This is a genomic window from Pseudomonas sp. KU43P, from assembly GCF_033095865.1.
GTDB lineage: Bacteria > Pseudomonadota > Gammaproteobacteria > Pseudomonadales > Pseudomonadaceae > Aquipseudomonas.
Genome location: NZ_AP019365.1, coordinates 3,991,022 through 4,002,916 on the forward strand (window position 1 = coordinate 3,991,022; position 11,895 = coordinate 4,002,916).

12 protein-coding genes are annotated in these 11,895 nt (G+C 65.2%); 6 read left to right on the top strand and 6 right to left on the bottom strand.

Annotated elements, in window-relative coordinates:
* The first annotated feature begins 2 nt into the window (after positions 1-2).
* Both KU43P_RS18245 and KU43P_RS18250 read left to right on the top strand, forming a co-directional pair.
* Entirely contained in the window at positions 3-686 is a 684-nt protein-coding gene (locus KU43P_RS18245; RefSeq protein WP_317658841.1) for an ABC transporter ATP-binding protein, read from the top strand.
* Positions 686-3,193 carry an ABC transporter permease gene (locus KU43P_RS18250; RefSeq protein WP_317658842.1) on the top strand — a complete coding sequence of 836 codons (2,508 nt, stop codon included), beginning with the start codon at positions 686-688 and terminating at the stop codon, positions 3,191-3,193. The genes KU43P_RS18245 and KU43P_RS18250 overlap by 1 nt, the downstream gene beginning before the upstream one ends.
* A 111-nt stretch (positions 3,194-3,304) precedes the next feature.
* Here KU43P_RS18250 and greB read toward each other — a convergent pair whose 3' ends face one another.
* From greB to KU43P_RS18265, 3 genes are all read right to left on the bottom strand, one after another.
* Positions 3,305-3,778 (bottom strand): transcription elongation factor GreB, encoded by a 474-nt coding sequence (gene greB / locus KU43P_RS18255; protein WP_317658843.1) that lies wholly within the window; start codon positions 3,776-3,778, stop codon positions 3,305-3,307.
* 11 nt (positions 3,779-3,789) lie between these two features.
* Entirely contained in the window at positions 3,790-4,098 is a 309-nt protein-coding gene (locus tag KU43P_RS18260) for a hypothetical protein (protein ID WP_317658844.1), read from the bottom strand.
* A 217-nt stretch (positions 4,099-4,315) separates the two neighbouring features.
* Positions 4,316-5,722 carry a transglycosylase SLT domain-containing protein gene (locus tag KU43P_RS18265; RefSeq protein WP_317658845.1) on the bottom strand — a complete coding sequence of 469 codons (1,407 nt, stop codon included), beginning with the start codon at positions 5,720-5,722 and terminating at the stop codon, positions 4,316-4,318.
* A 154-nt stretch (positions 5,723-5,876) separates the two neighbouring features.
* On the opposite strand from KU43P_RS18265, the gene KU43P_RS18270 reads away from it, so the two are divergent.
* From KU43P_RS18270 to KU43P_RS18280, 3 genes are all read left to right on the top strand, one after another.
* The gene (locus KU43P_RS18270) at positions 5,877-6,674 is read left to right on the top strand and encodes a TatD family hydrolase (protein ID WP_317658846.1); all 798 of its coding nucleotides are present in this window, start codon (positions 5,877-5,879) and stop codon (positions 6,672-6,674) included.
* Positions 6,675-6,800: 126 nt separating this feature from the next.
* Entirely contained in the window at positions 6,801-8,279 is a 1,479-nt protein-coding gene (locus tag KU43P_RS18275) for a methyl-accepting chemotaxis protein (RefSeq protein WP_317658847.1), read from the top strand.
* Positions 8,280-8,354: 75 nt separating this feature from the next.
* A complete protein-coding gene (locus KU43P_RS18280; protein WP_317658848.1) occupies positions 8,355-8,723 on the top strand; it encodes an Mpo1-like protein in 369 nt (122 codons plus the stop codon).
* Between the two features lie 14 nt (positions 8,724-8,737).
* On the opposite strand, the gene KU43P_RS18285 is transcribed toward KU43P_RS18280, so the two are convergent.
* From KU43P_RS18285 to KU43P_RS18295, 3 genes are all read right to left on the bottom strand, one after another.
* A complete protein-coding gene (locus tag KU43P_RS18285) occupies positions 8,738-9,535 on the bottom strand; it encodes an acyl-CoA thioesterase (protein ID WP_317658849.1) in 798 nt (265 codons plus the stop codon).
* Positions 9,536-9,612: 77 nt separating this feature from the next.
* Complete coding sequence (locus KU43P_RS18290) at positions 9,613-10,392, bottom strand: CHAD domain-containing protein (RefSeq protein WP_317658850.1); 780 nt, start codon at positions 10,390-10,392, stop codon at positions 9,613-9,615.
* Positions 10,393-10,406: 14 nt separating this feature from the next.
* Entirely contained in the window at positions 10,407-10,685 is a 279-nt protein-coding gene (locus tag KU43P_RS18295) for a hypothetical protein (protein WP_016394418.1), read from the bottom strand.
* A gap of 154 nt (positions 10,686-10,839) precedes the next feature.
* On the opposite strand from KU43P_RS18295, the gene KU43P_RS18300 reads away from it, so the two are divergent.
* On the top strand, positions 10,840-11,880 hold the full coding sequence (locus KU43P_RS18300; RefSeq protein ID WP_317658851.1) for a patatin-like phospholipase family protein: 1,041 nt from the start codon (positions 10,840-10,842) through the stop codon (positions 11,878-11,880).
* The last annotated feature ends 15 nt before the right edge of the window (positions 11,881-11,895 follow it).

An 11,895-nucleotide genomic window follows, 5' to 3' on the forward strand; every position in this document is an offset into this window, starting at 1 on the left:
CCATGGGCCCCAGCATTCTCGTTGCGCAGCACCTTAGCAAAGTGGTCCCCAGCGCGGAAGGCGACCTGACCATCCTGCACGCCCTCTCCCTCGACCTGGCACAGGGCGACAGCCTGGCCATCGTCGGCGCCTCGGGCTCGGGCAAGTCGACCCTGCTCGGGTTGCTCGCCGGGCTGGATCGCCCCAGCGCCGGCAAGGTCATCCTCGCCGGGCACGACCTGGGCCCACTGGACGAGGACCAGCGCGCCCGCGTTCGCGCCGAGCATGTGGGCTTCGTGTTCCAGTCGTTCCAACTGCTCGACAGCCTCAACGCACTGGAAAACGTCATGCTGCCCCTGGAGCTGGACGGCCGCCGCGATGCCCGCGAACACGCCCGCACTCTCCTCGAACGCGTCGGCCTGGGCAAACGCCTGAGCCATACCCCACGCCAACTGTCGGGCGGCGAGCAGCAGCGGGTGGCAATCGCCCGTGCGTTTGCCGCGCAACCTGATGTGCTGTTCGCCGATGAACCCACCGGCAACCTCGACAGCCACACCGGCGAGCGCATCAGCGACCTGCTGTTCGAACTGAACAAGGAGCATGGCACCACCCTGGTACTGGTGACCCACGACGAACGCCTGGCCCGGCGTTGCCGTCGCCAGATCCGCCTGGATGCTGGCCGCCTGGTGGCGCCGGTGGAGGCCTGATGACCCACATGCCCCTGCTCCGCCTCTGCGGCCTGGCCTTGCGCCAGTTGCTGCGGGATATTCGCGCCAGCGAAGTGCGCGTGCTGTTTTTCGCACTGCTGGTCGCCGTTGCCGCCAGCACCGCCATCGGCTATTTCGGCGCTCGCCTCAACGGTGCCATGCAACTGCGCGCCAGCGAATTCCTGGGTGCCGACCTGGTGCTGCAGGGTAGCGCACCGGCCCGCGCCGAACAGATCGAGGCCGGCGCGGCGTTGGGGCTGCGCCACGCCCAGGTCGTGGAGTTCACCAGTGTGGTGGGCGGCGATGCCGGCATACAGCTCTCCAGCATCAAGGCCGCCGACACCGCATACCCGTTGCGCGGCCAGGTGCGCAGCGCCGCCGCGCCCTATGCCGAGGAAACCGCTGGGGGCGGCCCGGCGCCGGGTGAGGCCTGGGTCGAGCCACGGCTGCTGGCCGCGCTGGGGTTGAAGGTCGGCGACAGCATCGATGTCGGCATGAAGACCCTGCGCATGAGCCGCGTACTGACCTACGAGCCGGACCGCGCCAACAACTTCTACAGCCTTACACCTCGGGTGATGATGAACCTCGCCGACCTGCAGGCGACAGGCGTGATCCAGCCTGGCAGCCGGGTCAGTTACCGCGACCTGTGGCGCGGCGACACCGAGGCCCTGGCCCAGTACCGCCAGGGCCTGATCAAGGATCTCGCCGCCAATCAGCGCCTGCTGGATACCCGCGATGGCAACCGCCAGATCGGCGGCGCCCTGGGCAAGGCCGAACGGTACCTGAACATGGCCAGCCTGGTGGCGGTGCTGCTGGCGGGCGTCGCCGTGGCACTCTCGGCCAGCCGCTATGCCGCCCGCCGCCTGGATGCCAGCGCACTGCTGCGCTGCCTGGGGCTCTCGCGGCACCAGGCGCTGGGCCTGTATTGCCTGCAACTGGCCATGCTCGGGCTGGTCGCCGCACTGGCGGGTGCCGTGCTCGGCTGGCTGGCTCAACTGGCCCTGTTCCGCCTGCTGCACGGGTTGCTACCCAGTGAGGTGCCGCCGGCAGGTATCGTGCCGGCCCTGGCGGGCATCGCTACCGGCCTGGTCGCCCTCGCCGGCTTCGCCCTGCCACCGATCGCCGCCCTGGGCCAGGTGCCGCCGCTGCGAGTGCTGCGCCGCGACCTGCTGCCCGTACCGCCGAGCAGTTGGCTGGTGTATGGCGCCGCGCTGTTCGCGCTGGGCCTGATCATGTGGCGGCTGAGCCTCGACCTGCTGCTGACCTTCGCCCTGCTCGGTGGCGGCCTGCTTGCCGCGCTGCTGCTGGGCGGCCTGCTGCTGCTTGGCCTGCGCAGCCTGCGTCGGCTGCTTGCAGGCGCACCATTGACCTGGCGCCTGGGCCTGGGCCAACTGCTGCGCCACCCGATGGCGGCGGCCGGCCAGGCCCTGGCCTTCGGCCTGATTCTGCTGGCCATGGCGCTGGTTGCCTTGCTCCGTGCGGAACTGCTCGACACCTGGCAGGCGCAACTTCCCAAGGACGCACCCAACCATTTCGCCCTGAATATCCTGCCCGACGATCGCCATGCCTTCGCCCAGCGCCTGCATGATGTGAATGCTGCATCGGCACCGCTGTATCCGGTAACGCCTGGCAGGCTCACCCAGATCAACGACCAGCCGGTGCGCCAGCTGGTCAGCAAGGACTCTGCAGGCGAACGCGCGGTGCAGCGCGACCTCAGCCTCACCTGGGCGGCCGACTTGCCTGCCGGCAATGCCCTGAGTGCAGGCCAATGGTGGCGGGAATTGCCCTCAGGGGACGATATCCCGGGAGTTTCGGTGGAAGCCGAGCTGGCCGCCAGCCTGAAACTGCAGCTTGGCGATCTGCTGACGTTCGACATCGGCGGCGAGCAGCGCCAGGCCCGCGTGAGCAGCCTGCGCAGCGTGCACTGGGACAGCTTCCAACCGAACTTCTACATGATCTTCCAGCCCGGCACCCTACAAGGCCTGCCGACCACCTACCTCACCAGCTTTTACCTCGCAGCAGGGCATGATCTGGACGTGGTGGCACTGTCGCGGGCCTTCCCGGCAGTCACCATCCTGCAGGTCGATGCCTTGCTGGAGCAACTGCGCAGCATCCTTGCCCAGGTCACCCTGGCAGTCGAGTACGTGCTGTTGTTCGTACTGGCAGCGGGGCTGGCTGTGCTGTTCGCCGGGTTGCAGGCGACGCTGGATGAGCGAATTCGCCAAGGCGCCTTGCTGCGCGCCCTCGGCGCGGCAAGGCCGCTGCTGGTAAAGGCACGACGCATTGAGTTCGGGCTACTGGGGGCGGCCAGTGGTGCTTTGGCTGCAGTGGGCTGCGAGCTGATTACCCTGGTGCTGTATCGCTATGCGTTCGACTTGCAGTGGAGCCCGCATCCTTGGCTGCTGGTGCTACCGGTGGTCGGGGCGCTGCTGGTGGGCGGGGCTGGGGTGCTGGGGACGCGCCGGGCACTGAATGCGAGCCCGCTGGCGGTATTGCGGGAAGGATAGTGGTGGTTTGAGCGGGCCTCATCGCCGGCAAGCCGGTTCCCACAGTAAGGTCAATACGCTCCCTGTGGGAGCCGGCTTGCCGGCGATGAGGCCCGCCCAGGTGGCATCACTTCATTGCCCATAGCTGATGCTGTTCACATACCAGGTCGCTTCACCCGTCGGCGTGTGCACCACCACCTCGTCACCCTCCTCTTTCTTGAGCAGAGCACGGGCCATGGGCGAATCGATCGATATGTAGTCGTTGCGCCCGTAAATCTCGTCATAACCGACGATGCGAAACTTCTTGGTCTCACCCTCGTCATTTTCGATCTCGACCCAGGCGCCGAAGAACACCTTGCCCTCCTGCTGCGGCGAATAGGCCACCACCTTGACGTCCTCGAGACGCTTGCGCAGGTAACGGACCCGACGGTCGATCTCGCGCAGCAGCTTCTTGTTGTACTGGTAGTCGGCATTCTCGCTGCGATCACCCAACGACGCCGCCCATGCGACTTTCTGGGTGATCTCCGGGCGATACACCCGCCACAGATGGTCCAGCTCCTTTTTCAGCGCCTCATGGCCTTGCGTGGTGATGATGTTGGTGCTCAACAGCGCGCTCCTCAGCGTCGGGTGATCAGGCCCTGGCGTGCGATGCGGGTGAGGTGGCCGATCACTTCGGCAGCGTCCTGTGGGGCAGGTGCCTGAATCACGGCCAGGTCGAAACGGTCATTGCCGAACTGCTCGAGGTGGCAGGCGGTTTCCGCGAACTGGATCAGGAATGCTCGCGCCTGGCCCTTGCGCCGGGATAGGCCTTCAAGGTGCCGCAAAAGGGTAGGCTGATGGGGGCCGCCGAGCAGGATGCGCGGTGTGCGGGATGCCTGGTGGGCAGGCAATGGGCTCAGACAGACACTGGTACGTGGGCAACTCATGGAGATTCTCTCCGCCTCGCAAATCCCGCTGGGCAGCGGTGGGAGGCGTCACCGAACCAGCGCTTTAGCGGTATTTCGGACGACCCGTGGCAAGGGTTTTCCCGCGCCCCGCAAGTAGCTGTTTAAATCGGCGCAGGCGGTATCCTAGAGCCTTGAGCGGCAAGCTGCAAGTAGACCTTGATCGCAGCTTGTCGGCCATGCAGGCGAGCGCGTGAAATCAGCGCTTGGCCACACGCTCGAGCTTCGCACGCTCGCGGTTGAATGCCAGGAAGTACTTGTTCACGCTGTTGACGAAGTTGACCGGCCCCATGCCTACCTGCTCCATGGCCACCCGCTCCGTCTGGAAGAACCACTGATTGCCATTGAGGCCCCGCTTGCGCGCCTCGACGCGCATGGCCTGGACCCGCTCCGGGCCGAGGTTGTAAGCCGCCAGCACAAAGGCCATGCGCTCGCGTTCGTTGATCTTCGGGCTGGCGAAGAACTTGCGCCGGATCAGCGCCAGGTAACGGGCACTGGCCTGGACATTGCCGTCGACCGTGCCGGTATTGCTGACGCCGACCCGCTGCGCTGCCGACGGGGTGATCTGCATCAGGCCATGCGCGCCGCCGCTGCCGCGAGCCTGGGTATTGAGCGTGGACTCCTTGAAGGCCAGCGCGGCAAGGTTCAACCAGTCTATCTGCTGCGCCTGGCCATGCTTCTGCAACACCGGGCGCAACGCGACCAGCCGCTGGCGGTCCTTGCTGGCCAAGGGGTTGTGCACACGGTACTGGCGACGGTAGATGCGCTCGAACGCCGCGTCCTGGTTCTCGGGGGCGCGATAGCCTTGCAGGTAGCGATCCACCGTCGCCAGCAACAGGGTCGCGTCACGTCGTACATACCAGCGCATGGCTTGCGGCGGGCCAAGCTGCAGGCGGCTGTCCAGTCGCAGCCGCGGCATCACCCGAGCCCATCGCTGGGCGATCGGCCGCTCGACAATGGTCAGGGGATAGATACCGGCCTGGACCATCTCCAGCACGTCTTCCACCGCCAGGGTCGAATCCACCCATTCGACCTTGATCGGCGGCCGCTTTCGCAGTGCCAGCTGCTGGTTGAGCTGCTGGATCAGCGCACCGGCAGCACTGCCACTGGTCAGCGCCACGGTGCGCCCGGAAAGCTGATCGACGCGGGTGTAGCTGCGCTCCCCCTTGCGCCCGACCAGCCACAAGGGCACCTGGTCAACCACGGGCGCGCTGCCTTCCACACCGCCAACCCCTGCCGGGTCCAGCAGTTCACCCGGCGCGGCAAGGTCGCCCTCACCTCGCTGCAAGGCGCCCAACAACTGCTCCTTGGCCCGGGGGATGAGCTCCAGGCGAATCTGCTGGCCATCGCCGGCACGGGCATTGAGGTAGTGCTCAAGCCCTCGCAAACGGTAGTACTCGATGCCCACCGGTTCACCCTTGACCTCACCGGAGCTGTTGCGGCTCTGATTGACCAGCACGCGCAGCACCTTGCTGTGGCGAATCTGGTCGAGGTCTCGGACCTTGCTCGCAGGCACGTGCTGCTGGGGCCCTGGCAGACGTGCCCAGGCCGAGCCGACCGCGGTCAGCCCAAGCATCAGCAGCAGGGTCAGCAAAACTCGCAGCATGTGAGAACGTGTCCGCAGCGGGTGGGCGTTATCCATAGGTTACGTTCGTGATAAATGACGGTAAAAGACCACGGCAACAGGCTGAAGTTCTTGGCTTTTTTCCGAGTATCGCGCTTTTTGCTATGCTGGCCGCCCCGCGGCACGAGGTAGCACCATGCAACTGATCGATATCGGCGTCAACCTGACCAACAGCAGTTTCCACGACCAGCAGGCCGCCATCGTCGAGCGCGCCATCGACGCAGGCGTGATGCAGATGGTCCTCACCGGCACCAGCCTTGCGGTCAGCGAGCAGGCACTGGCGCTGTGCCTGCAACTCGACGCCGACGGCCAGCACCTGTTCGCCACAGCCGGCGTACACCCCCACGATGCCAAATCCTGGGGCGCCGATAGCGAGCGGCAATTGCGCCATCTGCTCGGTGAAGTGCGGGTGCGCGCCGTGGGCGAATGCGGGCTGGACTTCAACCGCGACTTCTCCCCTCGCCCGCTCCAGGAAAAGGCCTTGCAGGCCCAACTGGCGCTGGCGGCCGAGCTGCACCTGCCCGTGTTCCTGCATGAGCGCGATGCCAGCGCACGCCTGCTGGCCATCCTCAAGGATTACCGTGACCATTTGCCGGCTGCGGTGGTGCATTGCTTCACCGGCGAGCGTGAGGCGCTGTTCGCCTACCTGGACATGGACCTGCACATCGGTATCACCGGCTGGATCTGTGACGAGCGCCGGGGTACACACCTGCATCCGCTGGTGAACAACATCCCGCAAGGGCGCCTGATGCTCGAAAGCGATGCGCCCTACCTGCTGCCACGCAGCCTGCGGCCGAAACCGAAGAACGGGCGCAACGAGCCGGCGTTCTTGCCCGAAGTGCTGCGCGAAGTGGCGCAACACCGAGGTGAAAGCATGGAACTGACTGCGGCGCATACCACGGCGACGGCCCAGGCATTCTTTCAGCTCGCTTGAACGCTGGCATGATCGCACCGGGCGGGAACCATTTGTTGATTCACATCAACGCTTCCCTGGAGTGAGCGGGCACAATGATGGCACCTTGCCAATACTGTTTCCGCTCAACTCAGAGAAGACCTACCCATGGGTGCCTGGCTTAGCAATATTTCCCTGAAGTACAAATTCTGGGCCGTCAACGCAGTGGCCTTTGTCACGACCCTGCTGCTGGTGCTTTATGCCGTGCACCTGGAGCAACGTGCCCGTGCCGATGCGGCGCAGGCTCAAGCCCGGGCTCAGGCCGAGCTGCTGTCGGCCTGGCCTGCCGGGCAAGCCCTGCCCCGGCAGGCCAACGTAATCGTCTGGCAAGCCGGACAGGCCCCGAGCGTTGCCGGCGAAACACTGGATACCCTGCGCGATGCCCAGGGTTGGGTGGCGCTGCCTGCCGCCTGGATCTTCGGCGACAACCCGCTGCGTGGCGCCCAGGTACTTCGCCATGGCGAGCAACAGGTGGCCGTGCTGGCCCAGTCGCCAAGCCTGCGCCAGGTGTTCTTCGAACGTTTCAGCAATTACGCCGTGTGCGTGCTGATCCTGATGCTGGCCATGCTCTGCGCCTCGCAGCTGTTGATCCGCTTCCTGCTGAGCCAGCTCAACACCCTCAAGGACGTGATGCTGCACGTGGAGAAGACCGGCGACCTGTCTGCCCGGGTACCGCTGGCCAGCGGCGACGAAGTCGGCCAGATGGCCGGCGCCTTCAATGCCATGCAGCAGACCTACCACCGCGTGGTAGGCACCGTGGCACGCACCGCTGCGCAGCTCGACGCCGGTGCTGCACGCCTGGCCGCGAGCATGAACGACGTGCGCCACGGCATGCTCGGCCAGCAGAGCGAAACCGACCAGGCCGCTACCGCCATCAATGAAATGTCGGCCACCGTGCACCACATCGCCCAACACGCCGGCGCCACCCGCGACCTGTCGCAGACCGCCGATGACCTGGCCGGCAGTGGCAAGGACGTGGTTGGCCGCGTACAGGACTCGATCGCCGGGCTGTCCAGCGGCGTACAGCAGACGGCCGAGATGATTCGCCAACTGGCCGAGGACAGCCAGAAGATCAACAGCGTGGTCGGGGTCATTCACAGTATCGCCGAGCAGACCAACCTGCTGGCGCTCAATGCTGCCATCGAAGCGGCGCGCGCCGGCGACCTGGGCCGTGGTTTCGCCGTGGTGGCCGACGAGGTGCGCAACCTGGCCAAGCGCGTGCAAACCTCCACCGACGAGATCACTCACATGGTCGCCGACCTCCAGGCCGGTACCCGCGATGCAGTGGAGTTCATGCAGGAAAGCTCGTACAAGGCCGACGATTGCGTACGCCAGGCCCAGGAAGCTGGCGCGGCGCTGGCCGAGATCACCGGCGCCGTGGCGCAGATGCGCGAGAGCAACACGCAGATCGCGGTGGCTGCCGAGCAGCAGAGCCAGGTGGCCGAAGAAATGAACCGCGCCGTGGTGAGCATTCGTGACGTCACCGAGCAGACCGTGCAGCAGACAGTCGGTTCGGCAACTACCAGCAACGAGCTGGCCGCGTTGGCGGGCGAGCTGAACAAGGCCATTGGCCAACTAAAGCTATAGTCACCATAGCCAGCCTTGATTGGCTGGCTTGCAAACGCAGCACTAAGCTTTGGGCATGACCGCGAGGAAATGCCCATGAACAAGCGACTGCCGAATTTGCCCGCCTGGCAATGGCGCGGCTATCACCACAACCACCGCCATCCGACCAACCTGGTGCTGCACCTGATTGCGGTGCCACTGTTCATCCTCGGGGCATTGCTGGTGCTGTCCGGGCTGTTCGCCCTGGATCTGGGGCAGATCGCGGTCGGCGTCATTGCCTTGTTCGCCGGCCTGGGCCTGCAGCGCCAGGGCCACCGTCTGGAGGCCGAACAGCCAGAGCCGTTTGCCAGTCGCAAGGACGCCATGCAGCGCCTGCTGACCGAGCAGTTCATCACCTTTCCCCGCTTCGTGCTCAGCGGCGCCTGGTTGAAGGCCTGGCGTGAGCGGCACAAGCATCGGCGGTGATGCCTGCCCGGTGTTCAGGCGAACACGGTAACCGTCTGCCGGCTCAACGCCAGTAGCGCCCCGTCCGCCGTCCACAGCGCTGCCGCCGCATGCCCGTAACCCTCCCGGGCATGCTCGGTTTCAACGCAGTAACGGCACCAGTCTCGCGTCGAGAGCGACGCAACCGGCTGAATGAATTCGATGGTCCAGGTCAGTGTACTGCCCGCGGCAGGCTGCTTGAGAAACGGCATCAGGCTTGGCGGCCAGGCATCGACCAGAGCCAGCAGGTGAGCCTCGTTGACCTGTTCTTCGGCCACATCGCGCAAGCGCACCCAACCGCCCATCTGGCGTGACGGGTTGCCGCTGAAGGGCAACCCGCCGACCGCCCAGCGCAAGGCGACATGGCGCATGAACTCGGGCGTAATGCCCTTGATATAAGGCAGCTCCGGAGCAGCCTGTTCGAGCGCTTTCATGTCCGGGGCGGGCAACGCGGGCACCTCGACCACAGAAGGCCGGGATGCGCCGAAATTGCCTTGCACCAAGGTCACCACCTGCCCGCCCTGGATCGCACGGCCCAGCAGAGTGCTGACTGCCTTGCCCTCACGCAGCACTTCGACTTCGAAGCGGGTTGGCACATCCGGCGCCGCCGGGGCGACGAAACTGATTGCCAGGGAGCGCACGGGGCGGTTATCGCAGAGTTTTCCGCGCATGGCCTGGTAGACCATGGCAGCCATCAGACCACCGAAGGCGGCGCGCCCCTGGGCCCAGGTTGCCGGAATGCAGACCCCTTCGGGGCTTGCCTGCACGGCGTCGAGCAGTTGGTTGAAATTCATGGGCCGGCTCCTGCATGCGGCATTGGGTGTCTGCCCATACTAGCCAGCAAAGCGCGCAGGATCAGCCCGCATATCGGTCATTTGCCGGGCTTGCGCCGCTCGAGCGTCGCCTGCAATGCCTCCAGCGTGGCATCTGACTTGCGTTCGGCCTCATGCAGCTCCTGCTCCCAGTCGACCTTGCACGGCGCCAGATCAGCCTGCTCACGCGCCTGTAGCAGCCATTGCAACCGATCATGCCAGCCCCCCAGATCGCCCTGGGCCTTTTTCAGCAGGCCTTGCAGTTTGCGCCCCGCATGGTCCAGTTGCGGATAGGCCTGATCGCCGTAGCGCACGCGCTTGATCAGCAAACGCAGACGGTGGCGATCATGGGCGGGATCCTGCAACGCATCACGCAACTTCTGCCATTGTTTGACCAAACGTTTGTCGACGCGCCTGCCCAACGACGTGGCCAGGCCCTCGCGCCCTGCGGCGCGCAGGAAGAGCGGAAACGCGTCGAGGATGGCCAACACCCGGCCCAACTGGGAGCTGTTGGCCACACGGGTGAACGTTGTGCCGCGCCCTTGCAGGCGCCGCTGCCCGGCGTCACGCAAACCGCGCTTGAGCAATTCGCCCGCCAACACCTCGCGATCGCGCAGTGGGGTTGTCAGGGTACCGAGCGCCTTTGCCGCCTCCTCGAGCTGCTCGACACCTGGCAACCCGCGCAGCGGCCGCAGCAAGCTGCGCAAGCGCCGCACACCGATGCGCAGATCATGCAGCGCCTCGCTGTCGGTATCGGCAGCCAAGCGCTCACGGCAGGCCATCAGATGCACCTGCAAGGCCAGAATCTGGGCAACCACATGATCGAGCATGGCAGACATACGACGCTCCTCGGTCAGCGCCCGGCGCGCGACTCACGAATATAGAAACGCGCTTTTTCGGCTTTATGGGTACAACCTTCAAAACCTTCGAACTGCTGCTGGGTCTTGGCCCCGGTCAGCAGCGACAGCGCCTTGGAGTAACTGACGGTACCGGCAAACCCTTCAGCCTTGGCCAGGTCAAGCTCCTTCCAGGCGGCATCCAGCTGCGTCGCGCAGCTATCGCGGTAGGCCGTCTTGCCCGCGCAGCCAGCCAGGGCCAGGGCAATCAGAGGAAGGGAAATCCAGGCTTTCATCAGCGGTACCTCAATGGTTGGGATAAAGTGGCTGTTCGACGCTCGGGCACCCGAAAAGTGCCGCTTCCGGCAGGTTTTGCCTAGAGTCTACATTGAAGCACAGGCAACGCTCGGTGCATTGTAGGACCATGGTTGCACAGCGCGGGGATGGATCATGAGCAAACGTGTGGCACTGGTGTTGGGATCTGGGGGCGCTCGGGGTTACGCCCACATCGGCGTGATCGAGGAAATCGAACGGCGCGGTTACGACATCGCCTGTATCGCTGGCTGCTCCATGGGCGCGGTCATCGGCGGTATCTATGCGGCCGGCAAGCTGGAGGACTACCGCAACTGGATCGAAAGCCTGGACTACCTCGACGTGCTGCGTCTGGTCGACGTGAGCTTTCGCCTGGGCGCTATTCGCGGTGACAAGGTGTTCGGCCAGATCCGCAAGATCGTCGGCGAGATCAACATCGAGCAGTTGCGCATCCCCTACACGGCGGTGGCCACCGACCTTACCCACCAACAGGAAATCTGGTTCCAGGAAGGCTGCCTGCACCAGGCCATGCGTGCTTCGGCTGCGATCCCGAGCCTGTTCACACCGGTGATGCAGGGGAACCGCATGCTGGTCGACGGCGGCATCCTCAACCCCCTGCCGATCGTGCCGGTGGTGTCGAGCCATTGCGACCTGATCATTGCGGTCAACCTCAACTCCACCAACCAGAAGCAGTACCAGCTCCCCGTGATTGAACGCCCGGCGGCGTTCAAGATGCGTTTCGATGCGCTGCTCAGCTCGCTGGGCTCGCGCCTGCCATTTCGGCGCAAGCCTGCCGAGGAGTTAATCCGCATCGAACAGGAGATCGTCGCCGAGGGCCTGGCGCCACCCAACCCCTGGCTGGCCGATGCGGCCAACCCTGAAGCCCAGCAACCGGCGGCGGCGCCGGAGAGCGAGGGAGCGCCCAAGTCAGCCACGGGCTCGTTCATCATCGACAACGTCGGGCCGGCTTCGCTGCTGGATCTGATCAACCAGAGTTTCGAGGTGATGCAAACGTCGTTGGCGCAGTACAAGATCGCGGGGTATCCGCCGGACGTGCTGATCAACGTGCCCAAGCGGGTGTGCCGGTTTTTCGAGTTCTACAAGGCGCCGGAACTGATTGCCCTGGGGCGGGAGATTGCGCGGGATACACTGGATAACTACGAAGGCGAGAAGCGCTAGCGCGAACCCTGCACT

Coding starts and splice junctions, on each gene's coding strand:
- KU43P_RS18245 (WP_317658841.1), top strand. CDS start 3: ATGGGCCCCAGCATTCTCGTTGCGCAGCACCTTAGCAAAGTGGTCCCC.
- KU43P_RS18250 (WP_317658842.1), top strand. CDS start 686: ATGACCCACATGCCCCTGCTCCGCCTCTGCGGCCTGGCCTTGCGCCAG.
- KU43P_RS18260 (WP_317658844.1), bottom strand. CDS start 4,098: ATGAGTTGCCCACGTACCAGTGTCTGTCTGAGCCCATTGCCTGCCCAC.
- KU43P_RS18265 (WP_317658845.1), bottom strand. CDS start 5,722: ATGCTGCGAGTTTTGCTGACCCTGCTGCTGATGCTTGGGCTGACCGCG.
- KU43P_RS18270 (WP_317658846.1), top strand. CDS start 5,877: ATGCAACTGATCGATATCGGCGTCAACCTGACCAACAGCAGTTTCCAC.
- KU43P_RS18275 (WP_317658847.1), top strand. CDS start 6,801: ATGGGTGCCTGGCTTAGCAATATTTCCCTGAAGTACAAATTCTGGGCC.
- KU43P_RS18280 (WP_317658848.1), top strand. CDS start 8,355: ATGAACAAGCGACTGCCGAATTTGCCCGCCTGGCAATGGCGCGGCTAT.
- KU43P_RS18285 (WP_317658849.1), bottom strand. CDS start 9,535: ATGAATTTCAACCAACTGCTCGACGCCGTGCAGGCAAGCCCCGAAGGG.
- KU43P_RS18290 (WP_317658850.1), bottom strand. CDS start 10,392: ATGTCTGCCATGCTCGATCATGTGGTTGCCCAGATTCTGGCCTTGCAG.
- KU43P_RS18295 (WP_016394418.1), bottom strand. CDS start 10,685: ATGAAAGCCTGGATTTCCCTTCCTCTGATTGCCCTGGCCCTGGCTGGC.
- KU43P_RS18300 (WP_317658851.1), top strand. CDS start 10,840: ATGAGCAAACGTGTGGCACTGGTGTTGGGATCTGGGGGCGCTCGGGGT.